This window comes from Pseudomonas sp. RT6P73 (genome assembly GCF_054897715.1).
This window is the reverse complement of record NZ_JBUBUV010000002.1, coordinates 5,048,767-5,067,825: the sequence shown is the minus strand read 5'-3', so window position 1 is coordinate 5,067,825 and position 19,059 is coordinate 5,048,767. Positions and strand designations below refer to the sequence as shown.

19 protein-coding genes are annotated in these 19,059 nt (G+C 59.4%); 14 read left to right on the top strand and 5 right to left on the bottom strand.

The genetic code is table 11. The annotated features are described in order from the left end of the window. The first annotated feature begins 51 nt into the window (after positions 1 to 51). Entirely contained in the window at positions 52 to 903 is an 852-nt protein-coding gene (gene motA, locus ACYZT6_RS23520) for a flagellar motor stator protein MotA (protein ID WP_461978900.1), read from the top strand. A gap of 3 nt (positions 904 to 906) precedes the next feature. Then, positions 907 to 1,935: a flagellar motor protein MotB gene (motB, locus tag ACYZT6_RS23515; protein WP_462028825.1), complete on the top strand. Its 1,029-nt coding sequence runs from the start codon at positions 907 to 909 to the stop codon at positions 1,933 to 1,935. Positions 1,936 to 1,977: 42 nt separating this feature from the next. On the opposite strand, the gene ACYZT6_RS23510 is transcribed toward motB, so the two are convergent. The 4 genes from ACYZT6_RS23510 to rsgA all read right to left on the bottom strand — a co-directional run bounded on the left by ACYZT6_RS23510 (position 1,978) and on the right by rsgA (position 5,077). Continuing rightward, positions 1,978 to 2,463 (bottom strand): toll/interleukin-1 receptor domain-containing protein, encoded by a 486-nt coding sequence (locus ACYZT6_RS23510; RefSeq protein WP_462028824.1) that lies wholly within the window; start codon positions 2,461 to 2,463, stop codon positions 1,978 to 1,980. Beyond that, a complete protein-coding gene (locus ACYZT6_RS23505; RefSeq protein WP_462028823.1) occupies positions 2,463 to 3,422 on the bottom strand; it encodes a caspase family protein in 960 nt (319 codons plus the stop codon). Before ACYZT6_RS23505 ends, ACYZT6_RS23510 begins: the two co-directional genes overlap by 1 nt. A gap of 3 nt (positions 3,423 to 3,425) precedes the next feature. Then, positions 3,426 to 3,833 carry a TIR domain-containing protein gene (locus ACYZT6_RS23500; RefSeq protein WP_461956887.1) on the bottom strand — a complete coding sequence of 136 codons (408 nt, stop codon included), beginning with the start codon at positions 3,831 to 3,833 and terminating at the stop codon, positions 3,426 to 3,428. 212 nt (positions 3,834 to 4,045) lie between these two features. After that, a complete protein-coding gene (gene rsgA, locus ACYZT6_RS23495) occupies positions 4,046 to 5,077 on the bottom strand; it encodes a small ribosomal subunit biogenesis GTPase RsgA (RefSeq protein ID WP_010464204.1) in 1,032 nt (343 codons plus the stop codon). Positions 5,078 to 5,184: 107 nt separating this feature from the next. Between rsgA and orn the strand changes: the two genes are divergently transcribed. From orn to ACYZT6_RS23480, 3 genes are all read left to right on the top strand, one after another. Then, complete coding sequence (gene orn, locus ACYZT6_RS23490) at positions 5,185 to 5,727, top strand: oligoribonuclease (RefSeq protein ID WP_056746367.1); 543 nt, start codon at positions 5,185 to 5,187, stop codon at positions 5,725 to 5,727. A gap of 212 nt (positions 5,728 to 5,939) precedes the next feature. After that, positions 5,940 to 6,551, top strand: a complete 612-nt coding sequence (locus ACYZT6_RS23485; RefSeq protein ID WP_007945604.1) for a trimeric intracellular cation channel family protein — start codon at positions 5,940 to 5,942, stop codon at positions 6,549 to 6,551. 166 nt (positions 6,552 to 6,717) lie between these two features. Then, the gene (locus tag ACYZT6_RS23480; protein ID WP_461956890.1) at positions 6,718 to 7,767 is read left to right on the top strand and encodes a Fic family protein; all 1,050 of its coding nucleotides are present in this window, start codon (positions 6,718 to 6,720) and stop codon (positions 7,765 to 7,767) included. Positions 7,768 to 7,775: 8 nt separating this feature from the next. Here the strand turns inward: ACYZT6_RS23480 and queG are convergent, their stop codons facing one another. Next, positions 7,776 to 8,852, bottom strand: a complete 1,077-nt coding sequence (gene queG, locus ACYZT6_RS23475) for a tRNA epoxyqueuosine(34) reductase QueG (protein ID WP_462028822.1) — start codon at positions 8,850 to 8,852, stop codon at positions 7,776 to 7,778. A 63-nt stretch (positions 8,853 to 8,915) separates the two neighbouring features. Here queG and ACYZT6_RS23470 point away from each other — a divergent pair, with 63 nt between their 5' ends. The 9 genes from ACYZT6_RS23470 to hflC all read left to right on the top strand — a co-directional run bounded on the left by ACYZT6_RS23470 (position 8,916) and on the right by hflC (position 18,986). Then, positions 8,916 to 10,415, top strand: coding sequence for an NAD(P)H-hydrate dehydratase (locus tag ACYZT6_RS23470; protein WP_462028821.1), 1,500 nt, complete (start codon positions 8,916 to 8,918; stop codon positions 10,413 to 10,415). Then, on the top strand, positions 10,403 to 10,873 hold the full coding sequence (gene tsaE / locus ACYZT6_RS23465) for a tRNA (adenosine(37)-N6)-threonylcarbamoyltransferase complex ATPase subunit type 1 TsaE (RefSeq protein WP_304818512.1): 471 nt from the start codon (positions 10,403 to 10,405) through the stop codon (positions 10,871 to 10,873). Before ACYZT6_RS23470 ends, tsaE begins: the two co-directional genes overlap by 13 nt. Next, positions 10,874 to 12,301 carry an N-acetylmuramoyl-L-alanine amidase gene (locus ACYZT6_RS23460; RefSeq protein ID WP_462028820.1) on the top strand — a complete coding sequence of 476 codons (1,428 nt, stop codon included), beginning with the start codon at positions 10,874 to 10,876 and terminating at the stop codon, positions 12,299 to 12,301. Next, a complete protein-coding gene (gene mutL / locus ACYZT6_RS23455) occupies positions 12,298 to 14,208 on the top strand; it encodes a DNA mismatch repair endonuclease MutL (RefSeq protein WP_462028819.1) in 1,911 nt (636 codons plus the stop codon). The genes ACYZT6_RS23460 and mutL overlap by 4 nt, the downstream gene beginning before the upstream one ends. Then, positions 14,208 to 15,179 (top strand): tRNA (adenosine(37)-N6)-dimethylallyltransferase MiaA, encoded by a 972-nt coding sequence (gene miaA / locus ACYZT6_RS23450; protein ID WP_462028818.1) that lies wholly within the window; start codon positions 14,208 to 14,210, stop codon positions 15,177 to 15,179. The genes mutL and miaA overlap by 1 nt, the downstream gene beginning before the upstream one ends. 94 nt (positions 15,180 to 15,273) lie before the next feature. Next, positions 15,274 to 15,534, top strand: coding sequence for an RNA chaperone Hfq (gene hfq, locus ACYZT6_RS23445; RefSeq protein ID WP_007902656.1), 261 nt, complete (start codon positions 15,274 to 15,276; stop codon positions 15,532 to 15,534). A gap of 12 nt (positions 15,535 to 15,546) precedes the next feature. After that, positions 15,547 to 16,848 carry a ribosome rescue GTPase HflX gene (gene hflX / locus ACYZT6_RS23440; RefSeq protein ID WP_461983867.1) on the top strand — a complete coding sequence of 434 codons (1,302 nt, stop codon included), beginning with the start codon at positions 15,547 to 15,549 and terminating at the stop codon, positions 16,846 to 16,848. A gap of 96 nt (positions 16,849 to 16,944) precedes the next feature. Then, the gene (gene hflK / locus ACYZT6_RS23435) at positions 16,945 to 18,117 is read left to right on the top strand and encodes an FtsH protease activity modulator HflK (RefSeq protein WP_462028817.1); all 1,173 of its coding nucleotides are present in this window, start codon (positions 16,945 to 16,947) and stop codon (positions 18,115 to 18,117) included. After that, positions 18,117 to 18,986, top strand: a complete 870-nt coding sequence (gene hflC / locus ACYZT6_RS23430) for a protease modulator HflC (RefSeq protein ID WP_131058813.1) — start codon at positions 18,117 to 18,119, stop codon at positions 18,984 to 18,986. The genes hflK and hflC overlap by 1 nt, the downstream gene beginning before the upstream one ends. Positions 18,987 to 19,059: the final 73 nt, after the last annotated feature.

Below are 19,059 nucleotides of genomic sequence, written 5' to 3'. Positions count from 1 at the left end.
TTAACTTCCGAATATGACCTTGAACCCGACTCAGTAAGTGCTCTCCTACCTATGGCTAAATTAATCGGCATCATCGTCGTATTCGCGAGCGTGCTCGGCGGATACGTGCTCTCCCACGGCAAGATTGCCGCCCTGATCCAGCCTTTCGAGGTGTTGATTATCGGGGGCGCGGCCCTCGGTGCATTCCTGCAGGCCAACCCTGGTCATATGTTCAAACACGTTCTCAAGAAATCCTTGGGAATGTTCAGCTCGCGTTTCAACCACACGTTCTATCTGGAAGTGCTGGGGCTGATTTACGAGATCCTCAACAAGAGCCGCCGCGAAGGCATGATGGCCATCGAAGGCGACATCGAAGATGCCGCCGCGAGCCCGATTTTCGCCAAGTACCCGGCCGTTCTGAAAGATGACCGCATGACCGCGTACATCTGCGATTACCTGCGCATCATGTCCTCCGGCAACATGGCTCCACACGAGCTTGAAGGACTGTTCGACATGGAGCTGACCAGCCTCAAAGAAGACCTGGACCACCCGTCCCACGCAGTGAACGGCATCGCCGACGCCATGCCCGGTTTCGGTATCGTCGCGGCCGTGTTGGGTATCGTGGTGACCATGGCTTCCCTGGGTGAAAGCGATCAGAAAATGATCGGCGTACATGTGGGCGCGGCACTGGTGGGTACCTTCTTCGGTATTCTCGCCGCCTACGGTTTCTTTGGCCCGCTGGCCCATGCCCTGGCCCACGAAGCCAAGGAAGAACTGAACGTCTACGAGGCCATCAAGGCCTCGCTGGTGGCTTCGGCATCCGGTATGCCGCCATCGCTGGCGGTGGAATTCGGCCGCAAGGTTCTGTACCCGGCGCACCGTCCTAGCTTCGCTGAGCTGGAACAAGCGGTTCGCGGTCGCTAAGTCATGGAAAATAACCAGCCGATAATCATCAAGCGCGTAAAAAAATACGCGGGCGGGCATCACGGGGGCTCCTGGAAAATCGCCTTCGCTGACTTCGCGACGGCGATGATGGCGTTCTTCCTGGTGCTGTGGCTGCTGTCCACCGCCACACCGGAACAGAAGATTGCCATCGCCGGTTACTTCAAGGACCCGGTCGGTTTTTCCGAAAGCGGCACGCCGTACATCATCGATCTGGGCGGTTCCCCGACCCTGGCGCCGGAGAACACCCTCAACCCCGAGGTGAAGTCTCAGCCGCAGCCCGACCGCGTCACCGTCGACACCGAACAGGTCGAAGGCATGGCCGAGCAGGTCGAGAAGGAACGTCTGGAACTGTTGCTGCAAGAGTTGCAGAACAAGGTCGATGAAAATCCGCAGCTGCAAAAATTCAAGGACCAGATCCTGTTCGAGATCACTCAGGACGGCTTGCGCATCCAGATCATGGACGCGGAAAACCGGCCGATGTTCGACTCAGGCTCAGCGCGTCTGAAACCGTATTTCGAAGACATCCTGCTGGCCATGGCCGACACCATCAAAGCGGTGCCGAACAAGATCAGCATCAGCGGCCACACCGATGCCAAGCCGTATTCGGGCACCGGCGATTTCGGCAACTGGGAACTCTCGGCCAATCGTGCCAACGCCGCTCGCCGTGCGCTGGTCGCCGGCAGTTATCCGGATCAGCAAGTGGCGCGGGTGGTCGGTTACGCCTCGTCGGCGCTGTTCGACCGCGATAACCCGTTCAACCCGGTCAACCGCCGGATCGACATTGTGGTGCTGACTAAAAAAGCTCAGCGCGCCATTGAAGGTTCGCAAGGTGCTGAACCGGCTCCGGCTCCAGCGCAAGGGCAGGGTGGCCCGGGCGAAGTGCCGACCACGCCAGTCGATCCGAACGCATTGCCGGCGGATAAACAACCGCTGCCGGCCCATGAGCTACGCGAGCGTCTGAATATCTTCGAAGACCCTGCACCGAAACCGGCGGAACCGCCGAAGCAGTGACCCACAAAAAAGCCGACAGCGATGTCGGCTTTTTTGTGCCTGTCAGAAGCCGCGACGAATGCGGTTCTTAAGCTGGTCGTGAAATAGGTCGGCATCACTCTTGTAGGTGCCGCGAACGGATTCGCTGAAGGACTCCATTCCTATTGAACGTTTGGACATGGACTCTTTGCGGTAGGCATCGATGAAAAAGCTGAGGTCGACATCGTTGCTCAGTTTTGGCCATTTATCGAGGTACAGCGGCAGCTCGCTGGTTCCGATCTTGTAGGAGCAGATCCTTCGATCACTGATGGTCGCTTCGCCGATTTCGAACGGCACCCACCAGGACATGGCAGTCTCCTGCGAGACCACCGCCAGCAAGTGCGTGCATTCGGTAATGTTGCGGGTGATGACGGTGGTGATGTCGTCGGTTTGCTGGGATTCAGTGTCCAGCACATCGAGATAGGTTTTGATGTTCGCCTGTTTCAGGCGCGCATTGATGACCATTGCCTGGGCGCCATCGGTGTGGCGGTAGCTGATAAACACTGGCATCAGAAATGTCCCTTGATCGCGAGTTCGCGGTAATAGGCGCCGAGGGCGGTGAGGCGGCAACCGGTAGAGTTCAGGGCGGCGTAATACATGTGCTCGGCGTCCACCGGTTCGATCAGGCTGTGTCGGTTGCACTTTTGCAGCTGGGCGAAGACTTCGCCGTGGTCCGGGATGAACGATGTTTCGGTGGGTTCATAGCTAGGGTCAAGTGCGAACACCGATTCTGCCTCGGCGAACCAGTCGGGGAGCTTGCGCAGTATTTCCTTGGGGATCAGTGGCGAGACCTCACGCAATGAAATGAACTGCGACACATTGGTCTTGAATACCGGCCGCTGTTCCCAGGCATCGAGCGCGTTGTCGACGAAGGAATAAAGGCTGCCGGGGGTGATTTTCCCCAGAATATTGGCGGCGCCACCGTGCAATGCCTGAAGCAGCAGCCCGGTGAAGACGCCGTGACCTGAACCTTCCATTGCCGGTTGTTCTTTTTTACAGGCCGTGAGAATGGTCATGCCCTCGCCGATCACGCTGCTTTCGCTCCGCAAGGCCCGCATTTCCCCGGCTGCACCGCCCTGACAGCAATCGAGAATGATGACTTTGTTTTTGATTTTCGTCGCTTTGGTGGCCCAGTTCAGAATGTCACTGAGCCGGATCCCGTCCTTGGCCGACTTGTAGTCCTGGGGCAGCAGCATGCCTTCGTCGGTATCGGTGTCGAAATTGCCGTGGCCGGCGAAATACAACAGGGCCACATCACTGTCCCCGGAAAACAAATCCTGGATATGGCCTTCGAGTACCTCGCGGCCCAGGTAACCTTCGGCTGAGGTCAGCACGATATTCTTGAAATTCGGGTCCCCGTCGGCGTCGGTTTTCAGCACCGAGGCCATGGCCATCGCGTCGTTGTTGCAGCCACTCAATTGGGAAACATGGCTGTAGTTGTTGATCCCGATGAACAATCCCTTGCGCATGGTTCAACCCGCCGCGTGAGTGCGAATGGCACTGATGATGCTGTTGGTGTTCCAGGCGCACTCAGCATGTGCTGCCCGGCGCACAACGGTAGAAATCCGCTCCGCACCAAAGGGTTTGACCGCAATGATCACCTTGCCCATGCGCCGGGCGATCTCGATTTCCTTGTTGATCCACTTGCTGTACGTCGAATACATGCCCGCCATGATCAATACCGCCGAGCAGGGCCTGATCTTGTTTTCGATGGCTTCTTCCAGTTGTTTGTCGGTCTGGGCACCGATGATCGGGTTATGCGGAGGTACGGAGAAATTCTTGAAGGTGAACGTTGGATGCGCGGTCAGCAGTCTCACCAGATTGTCGTGGGCATCGGAGTAGTTCCACGAGTGGCTGATGAATAAATGATAGGTTTGCATGGATATCCCTCGGTATCGCCGGAATGCGAAGAGGGCTTGAATGTATGCACTTGGATGGCCGCAACAAGGCCTGTCCGGTTAAAGAGACGGGTCCTTCAAGCAGGCACGCAAATGCCCTACAGAGGTGTCTGACGTTTAATCGGTGGGGGGATTTGCAGGGCGCAACGAACAACCCGCCGCTCCGTCTGCATCGGAGCGGCTGGAGTGTCTGTTTAGTAGCTGGTTTCGGGCAGGCTGGCGATAATCGAGCGGTAGCTGTTCATCCGTTGCTGTTGCACGCGGCCTTCTTCCAGGGCCTTGAGCAGGGCGCAACCCGGCTCGCGGTCATGTTTGCAGTCGCGAAAACGGCAGGTGCCGATCAAGTCGTTGAACTCGATGAAGCCGGCTTCGACGTCGGCGCGGCTGACGTGGCCCAGGCCGAATTCGCGGATACCCGGGGAGTCGATCAACTCACCGCCACCGGGAAAGTGGAATAACCGCGCGGTCGTGGTGGTGTGGGTGCCCTGGCCGGACAACTCGGACAGCGGACCGACACGGGCTTCGACTTCCGGCAACAGGCTGTTGACCAGCGAGGACTTGCCGACGCCGGACTGGCCGACGAATACGCTGATGCGTCCGTCCAGCTGCTTCTGCAGTTGCTCCATGCCGTTGCCGTGGTGCGCCGACACTTCCAGCACCGGGTAACCCAGCGTGCGGTAAACCGCCAGCAAGGCATTCAATGCCGGAGCGTTTTGCTCGTCGATCAGGTCGAACTTGTTGAGCAGCAGCAGCGGACGAATACCTGCGTGCTCGGCTGCAACCAGGTAACGGTCGATCAGGTTCGCGTGAGGCTCGGGCAGCGGGGCGAAGACGATGACAATCATGTCGACGTTGGCGGCTACAGGCTTGAGCTGGCCACGGCTGTCCGGACGACAGAGTTCGGTTTTACGCGGCAGTTGCGCCACGATCACACCGATGCCCTGGTTGCCGGCACGCCAGACCACCTGATCGCCGGTCACCAGCGCAGGCAGGTTGGCGCGCAAGTGACAGCGGAACACTTCACCGGCCAGTTCGCCCTCAAGCGCTTCGACTTCGACCTGCACACCGAAGTGCGCGATCACCAGACCGGTCTGTTCCGGACCCAGGTCGCCACCCTCAAGTGCCTCGACAGCCGAGGACTCGCGTTTGGCGGCGCGGGCAGCGCGTTCGCCCTGAATCTTTTCGATGCGCCAGTTTTGACGACGATTGAGTTGGCGTTTGGCCATGGGTGTTCCGTATCAAGAATGCAGCGATTAGGTAAAACGGCCGCGAGTTTAGCACGCCCGGACGCCGCCCTAGGCTAAACTGCGCAGCATTGCCTAGGAGCCGACACATGCAAAACCCGCAGAATCTGATCTGGATCGACCTGGAAATGACTGGTCTGAACCCTGATACCGACGTCATCATCGAGATGGCCACCATCGTCACCGACAGTGACCTGAACACCTTGGCCGAAGGGCCGGTGATCGCCATCCATCACAGCGACGAGATCCTCGCCGGCATGGACGAGTGGAACACCCGTCAACATGGCGGCTCGGGCCTGACCCAGCGGGTTCGCGACAGCCGCATCAGCATGGCCGAAGCCGAAGCCGAGACCATCGCCTTCCTGGAACAATGGGTGCCGAAGGGCAAGTCGCCGATCTGTGGCAACAGCATCTGCCAGGACCGTCGCTTCCTTTATACCCACATGAAATCCCTGGAAAGCTTCTTCCACTACCGCAACCTCGACGTGTCGACGCTTAAAGAGCTGGCCGCACGCTGGGCGCCGGACGTGCGCGACAGCTTCAAGAAGGGCAGCACCCACCTGGCCCTGGACGACATCCGCGAATCCATCGCCGAGCTGCAGCACTACCGCAAGCATTTCATCAAGTTCTAAATCTGGAATACGGACTGTAGGAGCCGGCTTGCTGGCGATGGGGCCCTTGAGTACGCCATCGCCAGCAAGCCAGCTCCTACGGGATCTGCGTTGTGACCGTAGGAGCGAGGCTTGCCCGCGAAGCAGACGACTGGGTCTTCCTAAGTGATCGCCCTCTTTTGGTGCCGCACCGAAATGGCTAGACTGCGCGCCTTTCTGCAAGGACCGCCACCATGTTGCTGATGCTTTACCTGATCGCCATCACCGCCGAAGCCATGACCGGTGCCCTGTCCGCCGGCCGTCGCGGGATGGACTGGTTTGGTGTGGTGCTGATTGCGTGCATCACGGCCCTCGGCGGCGGGTCGGTGCGTGATGTGCTGCTCGGTCACTATCCGCTGACTTGGGTCAAACACCCGGAATACCTGGTGCTGACCTCGATCGCGGCCATGTTCACCGTCTTCGCTGCACGCTGGATGCGCCACCTGCGCTCGCTGTTTCTGGTGCTTGACGCCGTGGGGCTGGTGGCATTCACCCTGATCGGCTGCATGACCGCCCTGGAAATGGGCCACGGCATGCTGGTGGCGTCGGTCAGCGGCGTGATCACCGGGGTTTTCGGCGGCATTCTGCGCGACATCTTCTGCAACGACATCCCGCTGATCTTCCGCCGCGAGCTCTACGCCAGCGTCTCGTTCGCCGCGGCGTGGTGCTACATGCTGTGCATCTACCTGCAATTACCCGGTGAGCAGGCGATTCTGATCACGCTGTTTGGTGGCTTCCTGCTGCGGTTGCTGGCGATTCGTTTCCACTGGGAAATGCCGAAGTTTGTTTATAACGACGAAGCTTGATTTCAGTGGGTGCATGGACGGATAGGGGGATCTTCGAAATATCCTGTCGAGGAAGTCTCTTAGGTTGCTCGGAGAAAATAGGGTAAAAAGCTCCTAAATAGGGTAGTTAGCTATTTAGTTACCCTATTTAGCTTTGAATTACCCTATTTGGCAGGTAAAAACATAAATGCGATCCCTCACTCCCGAATTTCTCGCAACGCTTCGCTACGACGGACTGCAGGTCGCGACGTTGCGGGCTCTCGGGGAGTACCGGGGCAAGCAACAATTGTTCGTTTCCCAGTCCCCAGAAATTCTCCAGGACCTAAAGCAGCTTGCAGTCATCGAGTCTACAGAGTCATCGAACCGATTGGAGGGAGTGGTTGTTTCGCCAAGTCGTTTGAAGTCGTTGATTATCAAAAATGCCGACCCGAAAAGTCGCTCCGAGCAAGAAGTCGCGGGGTACCGCGATGCGCTTTCTCTTATCCATGAAGCGGCAGAGGGGATGCCATTCTCCGAGGGCGTCATTCGGCAGTTGCACGGCATGCTTTATCGCTATTTACCGCAGGATGGCGGGGAGTGGAAAGCAACGAACAATGACATCATCGAGCGCCATCCGGACGGTAGTTCACGCATCCGCTTTCAACCGGTTGCGGCACATCTGACACCCATTGTAATGGTCGATATGGTCATGCAGTACCGAAAAGCATTGGATCAAAATCTGGCAGACCCGCTCGTATTGGTCCCGCTGAGTATTCTCGACTTTCTCTGCATCCACCCCTTCTCAGATGGCAACGGGCGCGTGGCTCGACTGCTTACCTTATTGTTGCTTTACCAGTTTGATTATCGCGTGGGCCGTTTCATAAGCCTTGAGCGGATCTTCGAGGAGTCAAAGGAAAGCTATTACGAAACACTTGAGGTCAGCTCTCAAGGTTGGCATGAAGGCAGACACGATGTTCAGCCATGGCTCAACTATTTCTGGGGTGCGCTACTTCGCGCTTACAAGGAGTTTGAGGAGCGTGTCGGTAAGATCGATAAGCGCCATGGAGGCAAAAGCGATCGAGTTCGAGTTGAAGCGTTGAAGCGCTCCCTACCGTTTTCCATTACTGAGCTTGAAGAAGCTTGCCCGGGCGTGAGTCGTGACACTGTACGTATGGTTTTGCGTTCATTGAAAGCCGAAGGGTTAATTGAGTCGACAGGGAAGGGGCGCAGTGCCAAGTGGATAAACTTGCATCGCTAAAGGCGAGTTTAGTGGCTGCCAGCGCGCTGCTCATGTTGCTTCAACGCCCACTCGACGTGCTCACGCACCAACTCCGACGGATAGTCTCTCCGCGCCTTAAGCGCTTCCAGCACCGGAATACTCGACGGCGCGTTCCCCAGCCCTACCGCGAGGTTTCGCAGCCAGCGCTCGTAACCCGCGCGGCGCAGCGGTGAACCTTCAGTGCTGCTGAGGAACTTGTCCTCATCCCACATGAACAGTTCGGCCAGTTCGGCATTGTCCAGATTGTGCCGTGGCTTGAAGTCGCTTTCGCCGGACGGGCGGGCGAAGCGGTTCCATGGGCAGACGATCTGGCAGTCGTCGCAACCGAACACCCGATTGCCAATCAGTGGCCGCAAGTCTTCGGGGATCGCGCTTTTCAGTTCGATGGTCAGGTAGGAAATGCAACGCCGGGCGTCCAGCACATACGGACCGACGAAGGCGTTGGTCGGGCAAATGTCCAGGCACGCGGTGCAGCGGCCGCAATGTTCGGTGCTGTGAGGTGGGTCCACGGGCAGCGGCAGATCAACAAAGAGTTCGCTGAGGAAGAAATAGCTGCCGGCCTTGCGGTTCAACACCAGGGTGTTTTTGCCGATCCAGCCCAGGCCGGCCTTCTCTGCAATGGCCTTTTCCAGCACCGGCGCGCTGTCGACGAAGGCGCGGTAGCCGAACGGCCCGATGACTGCCTGAATTTTTTCTGCCAGTTGTTGCACGCGTTTACGGATCAATTTGTGGTAATCGCGGCCCAAGGCATAACGCGATACGTAGGCTTTTTCCGGTTGGGCCAGCAACTGCGCCATTTGGGTGTCGCCGGGCAGGTAGTCCATGCGCAGGGAAACCACGCGCAAAGTGCCGGGGACGAGTTCTTCCGGGTGTGAGCGTTTGCTGCCGTGGGCGCCCATGTATTCCATTTCGCCGTGGTAGCCGGCCGCCAGCCAGCGCTCTAGGTGCTGCTCATGCTCGGCCAGGTCCAGGCCGCTGATGCCGACTTGCTGAAAGCCCAGCTCGCGGCCCCAGTCCTTGATGGATTGGGCGAGGGCGGGCAGGTCTATGGTAATAGCGGGCATGAGGCGAGAGAAACCGGAGCTGAGGTGCGTATAATTCTGCCAGACATCGGAGCCCGAAGACGCATGCCGCACACTAAAGATGATTTACCCGACGCGCTGTACAGCGCCGCGCACGTGCGAGCCCTCGATGCCAACCTGATCGCGGCCGGTACGCCGGGCTTCGAATTGATGCAGCGCGCAGCGCGGGCGACTTGGCGTGCGCTGGTCCGCCAGTGGCCGTCGGCGAATGAATTGAGCGTGGTGGCCGGTCACGGCAATAACGCTGGCGACGGTTATCTGGTGGCAGTGCTGGCCCGGCGTGCCGGTTGGCATGTGCGGGTGTTGGCGGCCGGTGATCCTCAGTGTTTGCAGGGGGATGCGGCACTTGCCCATGCCGAGGCGGTGTCCGAAGGCGTCGCGGTTCAAACCTTCACGATGCAGACCGAGTTGCGCGGTATCGTGCTGGATGCCTTGCTCGGCACCGGTTTGACGGGGGAGGTACGAGAGCCCTACGCCAGCGTGATCGCAGCGATCAATGCCAGTGGCCTGCCGGTGGCGGCGGTGGATATCCCTTCGGGTTTGTGCGCCGATACAGGGCGCTTGCTCGGCACGGCTGTTCGTGCTGATCTGACAGTGACCTTCATTGGCTTGAAGTTGGGTTTGTTCACGGGCGACGCTGCGGATGTGGTCGGTGAGCTGGTTTTCAACGATCTGCAAGCTTGCGCCGAGTCGTTTAACGGCGTTGCCGTTAATGCACGTCGCCTGACGGCCGGCAACTTGCCGCGGCTGGCGGGCCGCGCGCCAACTGCCCATAAAGGCAAATTCGGCCATGTATTGCTGATTGGCGGTGATCGGGGTTTTGGCGGCGCCATTCTGCTGAGCGCACAAAGTGCCCTGCGCAGTGGTGCGGGCATGGTGTCCGTAGCCACGCGCAGCGAACATGTGCCGGCGGCGTTGGCGAGAATTCCTGAAGCGATGGTGTTGGGGACGTCGTCGGCCAATCAACTGATGGAACTGCTTCAAAAGGTTTCCGTGCTGGTGGTCGGCCCGGGCCTGGGTCAGGCTTCCTGGGGTCGCAGTCTGTTATCGGCGGCAGCCAATGCGCCATTGCCGCAAGTCTGGGACGCCGATGCGCTGAATTTGCTGGCTTCAAGGCACGTGAGCTTGCCCAGGGACTGCGTGATCACGCCGCATCCGGGTGAAGCAGCGCGGTTGCTGGGGATAAGCACTGCCGAGGTTCAGGCTGATCGCCCGGCCGCCGCTCACGCGCTGAGCAAAAAATATACAGCTATTGTGATTCTCAAGGGCGCCGGCAGTCTCATCGCCAGCCCCGATGGGCGCCTGTCGTTGTGTCATCAGGGCCATCCGGCCATGGCCACCGCGGGTTTGGGTGATGTGCTGGCCGGTCTGGTCGGCGCGTTGCTGGCCCAGGGCATGGACGCGTTCGACGCGGCCTGCCTGGCGGTCTGGCTGCACGCCAATGCCGGCGCGCAAGAAGGTAAATCGGGCCGCGGGCTGGCGGCCAGTGATCTGATCCCAGCCATTCGTCAGTTGTTGGAGGAGCAAGCACCGTGTCTGAAGTAACCCTGTACCTGGCCGATGAAGAGGCGATGACCGCATTTGGCGCACGTATCGCACAAACCACCCAAGGGCACGGTCTTATTTTTCTTGAAGGTGATCTGGGGGCGGGGAAAACCACGCTGTCGCGGGGCATCATCCGTGGTCTGGGGCATGTCGGGGCGGTAAAGAGTCCGACGTTTACCTTGGTCGAGCCCTATGAGATCGGTGATATTCGGGCCTTCCATTTCGACCTGTATCGACTGGTCGATCCGGAAGAACTGGAGTACCTGGGCATCCGCGATTACTTCGAAGACGACGCGTTGTGCCTGATCGAATGGCCCCAGAAGGGTGCAGGCTTTTTGCCAAAGCCCGACCTGACCATTACCATTAGCCCGCAAGACAGCGGGCGTTCGCTGAAAATTTTGTCCCAAGGCTCGCGCGGCGAGTCCTGGTGTGCCGCTTTGGCATTGGAAACCAATTAAATGATGGGGTCAGGTATGCGCTTTCGCGCGATGGTAGCTGCCGTAGGGACGTTGTTTTTGGCGGTGACCGTCGACGCTGTGGCCGAGACGAAGGTCAACAGCGTTCGCCTGTGGCGAGCACCGGACAACACTCGGCTGGTGTTCGACTTGTCCGGGCCGGTGCAACACAGCGTGTTTACCCTGACCGCACCGGATCGGCTGGTGATCGACATCAATGGCGCTACCCTTGGTGCGCCGTTGAACGTCAACAGCGCCAATAGCCCGATCACTGCCATGCGCTCGGCCCAACGCACGCCGACCGATCTGCGGGTGGTCATCGACCTGAAAAAAGCCGTCACGCCGAAAAGCTTCACCCTGGCGCCGAACGCCCAGTACGGCAACCGTCTGGTGGTCGATCTGTTCGATAACGCCGCCGATGCCGCGCCAATACCGGCGCCGACCAACGTCGCGACAGTGGCGCCGGTGCCGGTCACCCCGATCGATCCCCCGGTCAAACTGCCGCCCGCGCCGGCCGGCAAGCGTGACATCATCGTCGTGATCGACGCTGGTCACGGCGGCGAAGACCCGGGTGCCTCGGGCTCTCGCGGTCAGCGTGAAAAAGACGTGGTGCTGGCCATCGCCCGCGAGCTGCAACGCCAGGTCAACGGCATGAAAGGCTTCCGCGCCGAACTGACCCGTACCGGCGACTACTTCATTCCGTTGCGCGGCCGTACCGAAATCGCCCGCAAAAAAGGCGCCGACCTGTTCGTGTCGATCCACGCCGATGCCGCGCCTTCGGCTGCTGCGTTCGGTGCATCGGTGTTCGCCCTGTCTGATCGCGGCGCCACATCGGAGACCGCCCGTTGGCTGGCCGACAGCGAAAACCGTTCCGACTTGATCGGCGGTGCCGGCAACGTCAGCCTCGACGACAAGGACCGAATGCTTGCTGGCGTGCTCCTTGATTTGTCGATGACCGCGTCCTTGACGTCCAGCCTGAACGTTGGCCAAAAAGTCTTGAGTAACATCGGGCGCGTCACGCCACTGCACAAACAGCGTGTGGAACAGGCCGGGTTCATGGTGCTGAAGTCGCCGGACATTCCATCGATCCTGGTGGAAACCGGGTTCATCTCCAATGCCAACGAAGCGTCCAAGCTGGCCGCAGCGAACCACCAGCAGGCGCTCGCCCGCTCGATCAGCAGCGGCGTGCGCCAGTTCTTCCAGCAAAACCCGCCGCCAGGCACCTACATCGCCTGGCTGCGTGATTCCGGCAAAATCGCCCAAGGCCCACGTGACCACCGGGTGAATCCGGGCGAGACGCTGGCGATGATTGCCGTGCGTTATCAGGTGTCTCCGGCCACCTTGCGCAGTGCCAATAACCTGCAAAGCGACGAGCTGAAAATCGGTCAGACCCTGACCATTCCCGGCACTGAACTGGCGTCCAAAGAATGAACCAGGTGCTGACCAATACGGCTCGCATCGAGCTGCTCAGCCCGCGACTGGCGAACCAGATTGCCGCCGGTGAGGTGGTTGAACGCCCGGCCTCGGTGATCAAGGAGTTGTTGGAAAATAGCCTCGACTCCGGCGCCAGGCGCATTGATGTCGATGTGGAACAGGGCGGCGTCAAGCTGCTGCGGGTGCGCGACGACGGCAGCGGCATTTCCGCCGATGACCTGCCGCTGGCCCTGGCGCGACACGCCACCAGCAAGATCCGCAACCTGGAAGATCTTGAGCAGGTCATGAGCCTAGGATTTCGCGGTGAAGCCCTCGCCTCGATCAGCTCCGTGGCGCGCCTGACCCTGACATCCCGCACCAAGGAGGCCGATCAGGCCTGGCAGGTCGAGACCGAAGGCCGGGACATGGCGCCTCGGGTTCAACCTGCGGCCCATCCGGTGGGCACTTCGGTGGAAGTCCGCGACCTGTTCTTCAACACTCCGGCGCGGCGCAAATTCCTCAAGACCGAAAAAACCGAATTCGATCACCTGCAAGAAGTGATCAAGCGTCTGGCGTTGGCGCGTTTCGACGTGGCGTTCCACTTGCGTCACAACGGCAAAACCATCCTCAGCCTGCACGAAGCCCATGACGACGCGGCCCGCGCGCGGCGAGTGGCAGCCATTTGCGGCTCGGGTTTCCTCGAGCAGGCGATGCCGATCGAAATCGAACGCAATGGCCTGCATCTGTGGGGTTGGGTCGGGTTGCCGACGTTCAACCGTAGCCAGGCGGACTTGCAGTATTTCTTTGTGAACGGCCGTGCCGTGCGCGACAAACTGGTGGCACACGCGGTGCGCCAGGCGTATCGCGACGTGCTGTTCAACGGTCGGCACCCGACGTTCGTGCTGTTTTTCGAGGTCGATCCGGCCGGTGTCGACGTCAACGTGCACCCGACCAAGCACGAAGTGCGCTTCCGTGACGGGCGCATGGTTCACGATTTCCTCTACGGCACCTTGCACCGCGCCTTGGGCGATGTGCGACCGGATGATCATCTGGCGGCGCCGGTGGCGACGGCGATTGTTCGCCCGTCCGGTATCGATGCCGGCGAGTTCGGTCCACAGGGCGAAATGCGCCTGGCGGCCAATGCGTTGCTGGAACAGCCGCAGGCTCAACCGTCGTTCAACACGCCGGCAGGCTCGGGTGCAGGCGCCGGTTATCAGTATCAGTACACGCCGCGTCCTCAGTCCGGCGTGCCGGCGGCTGAGGCTCAGGCTGCGTACAAGGAGTTTTTTGCGCCGCTGCCAGAAGCTAACGCTGCTGCACTTCCGGCCGGGCAAGACGATATTCCACCGCTGGGTTACGCCTTGGCGCAACTCAAAGGCATCTACATTCTTTCGGAAAACGCTCAGGGCCTGGTGCTGGTCGACATGCATGCCGCCCACGAGCGGATCATGTACGAACGCTTGAAGATCGCCATGGCCAGCGAAGGCCTGAGTGGCCAGCCGCTGTTGGTTCCGGAATCTTTGGCGGTGAGCGAGCGCGAAGGCGATTGCGCCGAAGAGAACGTCGCATGGTTCCAGCGTCTGGGCTTTGAATTGCAGCGTCTGGGCCCGGAAACACTGGCGATCCGGCAAATTCCGGCCTTACTCAAGCAGGCGGAAGCCAACCGCTTGGTCAGTGATGTGCTGGCCGATCTGATGGAATACGGCACCAGCGACCGCATTCAGGCACACCTCAATGAACTGCTCGGCACAATGGCCTGTCACGGCGCGATTCGGGCGAATCGGCGTCTGGCGCTGCCAGAAATGAACGGTCTGCTGCGGGACATGGAAAACACCGAGCGCAGCGGTCAATGCAACCATGGCCGACCGACCTGGACCCAACTGGGCCTGGACGATCTGGACAAACTGTTCTTGCGCGGTCGCTGATGAGCCAGCTCCCTCCTGCGATTTTCCTGATGGGCCCGACCGCAGCGGGCAAGACTGACCTGGCCATCGAGCTGACCAAGGTCCTGCCTTGCGAGCTGATCAGTGTCGATTCGGCGCTGGTCTATCGCGGCATGGACATCGGCACCGCCAAGCCTTCGAAAGAGATTCTGGCCGAGTTTCCGCACCGGTTGATCGATATTCTGGACCCGGCCGAGAGCTATTCGGCCGCCGATTTCCGTCGTGATGCGCTTGAGGCGATGGCCGAGATCACTTCGCGAGGCAAAATTCCGCTGCTTGTAGGCGGCACGATGCTCTACTACAAGGCTTTGGTCGAAGGACTGGCAGAAATGCCGGCGGCCGATCCCGAGGTTCGTGCGCAGATTGAAGAAGAGGCTGCACGCCTTGGCTGGCAAGCCCTGCACGAACAGTTGGCGGTGATCGATCCGGTTTCTGCGGCGCGGATTCATCCGAACGATCCGCAGCGACTTAGTCGAGCGCTGGAAGTTTATCGCGTCAGCGGTCAGAGCATGACCGAGCTGCGACTGAGACAAAGTGCGCAAAGTACTGAAGCAGCCGCTTCGGGACTGCAACAATTGCCCTATACTGTCGCGAACTTGGCCATTGCTCCGGCAAATCGCCAGGTACTGCACGAGCGAATTAAACAAAGATTCACAGTTATGTTGGAACAGGGATTCATTGACGAGGTCGTAGCCCTGCGTAAGCGAAGTGACCTGCATTCAGGGTTGCCGTCTATACGTGCGGTAGGCTACCGACAAGTCTGGGACTACCTGGATGGCAAGCTGACACAAGCCGAGATGCAGGAGCGTGGAATCATTGCCACGCGCCAATTGGCAAAGCGTCAGTTCACCTGGCTGCGCAGTTGGGCTGATTTACACTGGCTGGACAGCCTGGATTGCGACAATCTGCCGCGCGCCTTGAAATACCTGGGGACCATCTCCATATTGAGCTGAGTCCTTGCAATTGCCGTCTATCCTTGGGGGTGTGACGGCCACAAGCCATCTGTTTACCTATTTTTTATATTGAATCCTTAAAGGAGTGCGGCACATGTCAAAAGGGCATTCGCTACAAGACCCTTACTTGAATACTTTACGTAAAGAGAAAGTTGGGGTGTCCATCTACCTGGTCAACGGGATCAAACTGCAAGGCACGATCGAGTCTTTCGACCAGTTCGTTATCCTGCTGAAGAACACCGTCAGCCAGATGGTTTATAAACACGCTATCTCTACAGTGGTGCCGGTTCGTCCAATTCGTCTGCCTAGCGCAACCGAATCCGAAGCAGGTGACGCTGAGCCAGGTAACGCCTGATAGGAGTCTCCTTTGTTCTTTGAGCGCCACGGTGGTGGTGAGCGAGTGATCCTCGTTCACTTGGATGGACAGGACCCTGAGGCGCGCGAAGATCCGCAGGAGTTTCAGGAGTTGGCTAATTCGGCCGGCGCCGAGACCGTTGCGTTTTTTAACGTGCCGCGTCATCGGCCAACCGCCAAATTCCTGATTGGCAGCGGCAAGGTCGAGGAACTACGCGACCTGGTCCATGCCGAAGAGGCCGATCTGGTGATCTTCAATCACATCCTCACGCCCAGTCAGGAACGTAACCTCGAACGTGTTTTCGAGTGTCGCGTGATCGACCGCACCGGTCTGATTCTCGATATTTTCGCCCAACGTGCCCGTACCCATGAAGGCAAGCTCCAGGTCGAACTGGCCCAGCTTGACCACATGAGCACCCGGCTGGTTCGTGGCTGGACTCACCTTGAGCGTCAAGGTGGCGGTATCGGCATGCGTGGCCCGGGTGAAACCCAGCTGGAAACCGACCGCCGTTTGCTGCGGGTTCGCCTGCGGCAGATCAAGGGCCGGCTGGAGAAAGTGCGCAGTCAGCGCGAACAGTCCCGACGCGGCCGCTCGCGTGCTGACATTCCTACCGTGTCCCTGGTGGGGTATACCAACGCCGGTAAATCCACGCTCTTCAATAACGTGACGAAATCCGACGTGTACGCGGCTGACCAGCTGTTTGCCACGCTGGACCCGACCCTGCGCCGTCTGGAACTGGACGACCTGGGGCCGATTGTCCTGGCCGACACCGTGGGTTTCATCCGCCACTTGCCCCACAAACTGGTCGAGGCATTTCGGTCTACCCTCGAAGAGTCGAGCAACTCCGACCTGCTGTTGCACGTGATTGATGCAGCCGAACCGGATCGCATGTTGCAGATCGAGCAGGTGATGGTGGTGCTGGGCGAGATCGGTGCCCAGGACTTGCCGATCCTCGAGGTCTATAACAAACTCGATTTGCTTGAAGGCGTTGAGCCACAAATCCAGCGCGACGAAAACGGCAAACCTCAGCGGGTCTGGTTGTCGGCGCGTGATGGCAGCGGTCTGGAATTGCTTGAGCAAGCCATTGCCGAGTTGCTGGGCGGTGATTTGTTTATCGGTACCTTGCGCTTGCCTCAGCGTTTTGCGCGACTGCGTGCACAGTTTTTCGAACTGGGCGTGGTACAGAAAGAAGAACACGACGAAGAAGGTGTCAGCTTGCTGGCCGTTAGATTGCCGCGCTCGGAGCTCAATCGACTGGTCAGCCGTGAAGGCGTTGTGCCGACGGAGTTTATCGAGCAACACACTTTGCAATAAAAGCCTGAGAAAGCGGTTGTGCCGCGGTGACAGGCATTCTGTAGCATTGGTCGGCGCGCCGTGGGTGCGTCTTTGCTTTATCAGATGGAGAGCGCTATGGCTTGGAATGAGCCGGGTGGCAACTCGAATAATCAGGATCCTTGGGGTGGCAAGCGCCGCAATAACGGCGACCGCAAGGGACCTCCGGATCTCGACGAGGCCTTCCGAAAGCTGCAGGAAAGCCTGAACGGGTTGTTCGGTGGTGGTAAGAAACGTGGTGATGACGGCGGTGGTTCGGGCAAGAGTGGCGGCTTCGGCGGCATTCTTGGCATCGGCCTTGTCGTGCTGGCAGCTGTTTGGCTGTACAGCGCGGTCTACGTAGTCGACGAGCAGGAGCAAGCCGTTGTGCTGCGCTTCGGCAAGTACTACGAAACCGTCGGCCCGGGCCTGAACATCTATTTTCCGCCGCTTGATCGCAAGTACCTGGAAAACGTCACGCGTGAGCGTGCCTATACCAAGCAGGGTCAAATGCTGACTGAAGACGAGAACATCGTCGAAGTGCCGCTGACCGTGCAGTACAAGATCAGCAACCTGCAGGACTTCGTCCTGAGCGTCGACCAGCCGGAAATCAGCCTGCAGCACGCGACCGAAAGTGCCTTGCGCCATGTGGTGGGTTCCACCGCGATGGACCAGGTGCTGACCGAAGGTCGTGAGTTGATGGCCAGCGAGATCAAGGAGCGTCTGCAACGCTTCATGGATACCTATCGCACCGGTATCACCGTGACTCAGGTCAACGTACAGAGCGCAGCGGCACCGCGTGAAGTGCAGGAAGCCTTCGATGACGTGATCCGTGCCCGAGAAGACGAGCAGCGTTCGCGCAACCAGGCTGAAACCTACGCCAACGGCGTTGTGCCGGAAGCCCGTGGTCAGGCCCAGCGCATCATCGAAGATGCCAACGGTTACCGCGACGAAACCGTCTCGCGCGCCAAGGGTGAGGCCGATCGCTTCACCAAGCTGGTGAGCGAGTACCGCAAGGCACCTGAAGTGACCCGTGAGCGTCTGTACCTGGACACCATGCAGGAAGTCTTCAGCAATACCAGCAAGGTTCTCGTGACCGGCAACAAGAATGGCCAGAGCAATCTGCTGTACTTGCCGCTGGACAAGATGGTCGAAAGTGGTCGCAACACCAGCGCTCCGGTGACCGGTGCGGCAGCCACCGGCAATGAAGCGAATGCGCGTGCAGCCGCTGATCTGCAGCAACAGCAAGCACGTACCAGGGAGAGTCGCTGATGAGCAATAAATCGCTGATCGCCCTTATTGTCGGCGTCGTCGTGGCCATCGCTGCCTGGAACTGCTTCTACATCGTGGCTCAGACCGAGCGTGCGGTGCTGCTGCAGTTCGGTCGCGTGGTCCAGGCTGATGTCCAGCCGGGCCTGCACGTGAAAGTGCCTTACGTTAACCAGGTGCGCAAATTCGACGCACGCCTGATGACGCTGGATGCACCGACGCAACGCTTCCTGACGCTGGAAAAGAAAGCCGTCATGGTCGATGCCTACGCCAAGTGGCGCGTGAAGGACGCTGAGCGTTATTACACCGCGACTTCCGGCCTCAAGCAGATTGCCGACGAGCGTCTTTCCCGTCGTCTGGAATCGGGCCTGCGTGACCAGTTCGGTAAGCGCACGCTGCACGAAGTGGTGTCCGGTGAGCGCGATGCGCTGATGACCGATATCACGGCTTCGCTGAACAAGATGGCGGAGAAAGAGCTGGGCATCGAAGTGGTCGATGTTCGGGTCAAGGCCATCGATCTGCCGAAAGAAGTGAACCGCAGTGTGTTCGAGCGTATGAGCTCCGAGCGTGAGCGTGAAGCTCGCGAGCACCGCGCCAAGGGTAACGAGCTGGCAGAAGGCATCCGTGCCGACGCCGATCGTCAACGCCGCGTGCTGCTGGCTGAAGCCTATCGTGAATCCGAAGAGGTTCGCGGTGACGGTGATGCCCAGGCCGCTGCGATCTACTCCAAGGCCTACGGCCAGGATCAGGAGTTCTACGGTTTCTACCGTAGCCTGCGTGCCTACCGTGAAAGCTTCGCGAACAAATCCGACGTCATGGTCCTGGACCCAAGCAGTGACTTCTTCCGTTACCTGGAAAAAGCCAAGCCTTGATACGGCGTTGACCTGAATCATCCCCCGCCTGGCGGCTAAAGCCTCGGGCGGGGTGATCCTTTGGGAAAACGTG

Excerpts from the sequence above, each read along its gene's own strand:
- motA (WP_461978900.1), top strand. The coding sequence starts at position 52 with ATGGCTAAATTAATCGGCATCATCGTCGTATTCGCGAGCGTGCTCGGC.
- motB (WP_462028825.1), top strand. The coding sequence starts at position 907 with ATGGAAAATAACCAGCCGATAATCATCAAGCGCGTAAAAAAATACGCG.
- ACYZT6_RS23510 (WP_462028824.1), bottom strand. The coding sequence starts at position 2,463 with ATGCCAGTGTTTATCAGCTACCGCCACACCGATGGCGCCCAGGCAATG.
- ACYZT6_RS23505 (WP_462028823.1), bottom strand. The coding sequence starts at position 3,422 with ATGCGCAAGGGATTGTTCATCGGGATCAACAACTACAGCCATGTTTCC.
- ACYZT6_RS23500 (WP_461956887.1), bottom strand. The coding sequence starts at position 3,833 with ATGCAAACCTATCATTTATTCATCAGCCACTCGTGGAACTACTCCGAT.
- rsgA (WP_010464204.1), bottom strand. The coding sequence starts at position 5,077 with ATGGCCAAACGCCAACTCAATCGTCGTCAAAACTGGCGCATCGAAAAG.
- orn (WP_056746367.1), top strand. The coding sequence starts at position 5,185 with ATGCAAAACCCGCAGAATCTGATCTGGATCGACCTGGAAATGACTGGT.
- ACYZT6_RS23485 (WP_007945604.1), top strand. The coding sequence starts at position 5,940 with ATGTTGCTGATGCTTTACCTGATCGCCATCACCGCCGAAGCCATGACC.
- ACYZT6_RS23480 (WP_461956890.1), top strand. The coding sequence starts at position 6,718 with ATGCGATCCCTCACTCCCGAATTTCTCGCAACGCTTCGCTACGACGGA.
- queG (WP_462028822.1), bottom strand. The coding sequence starts at position 8,852 with ATGCCCGCTATTACCATAGACCTGCCCGCCCTCGCCCAATCCATCAAG.
- ACYZT6_RS23470 (WP_462028821.1), top strand. The coding sequence starts at position 8,916 with ATGCCGCACACTAAAGATGATTTACCCGACGCGCTGTACAGCGCCGCG.
- ACYZT6_RS23460 (WP_462028820.1), top strand. The coding sequence starts at position 10,874 with ATGATGGGGTCAGGTATGCGCTTTCGCGCGATGGTAGCTGCCGTAGGG.
- mutL (WP_462028819.1), top strand. The coding sequence starts at position 12,298 with ATGAACCAGGTGCTGACCAATACGGCTCGCATCGAGCTGCTCAGCCCG.
- miaA (WP_462028818.1), top strand. The coding sequence starts at position 14,208 with ATGAGCCAGCTCCCTCCTGCGATTTTCCTGATGGGCCCGACCGCAGCG.
- hfq (WP_007902656.1), top strand. The coding sequence starts at position 15,274 with ATGTCAAAAGGGCATTCGCTACAAGACCCTTACTTGAATACTTTACGT.
- hflK (WP_462028817.1), top strand. The coding sequence starts at position 16,945 with ATGGCTTGGAATGAGCCGGGTGGCAACTCGAATAATCAGGATCCTTGG.
- hflC (WP_131058813.1), top strand. The coding sequence starts at position 18,117 with ATGAGCAATAAATCGCTGATCGCCCTTATTGTCGGCGTCGTCGTGGCC.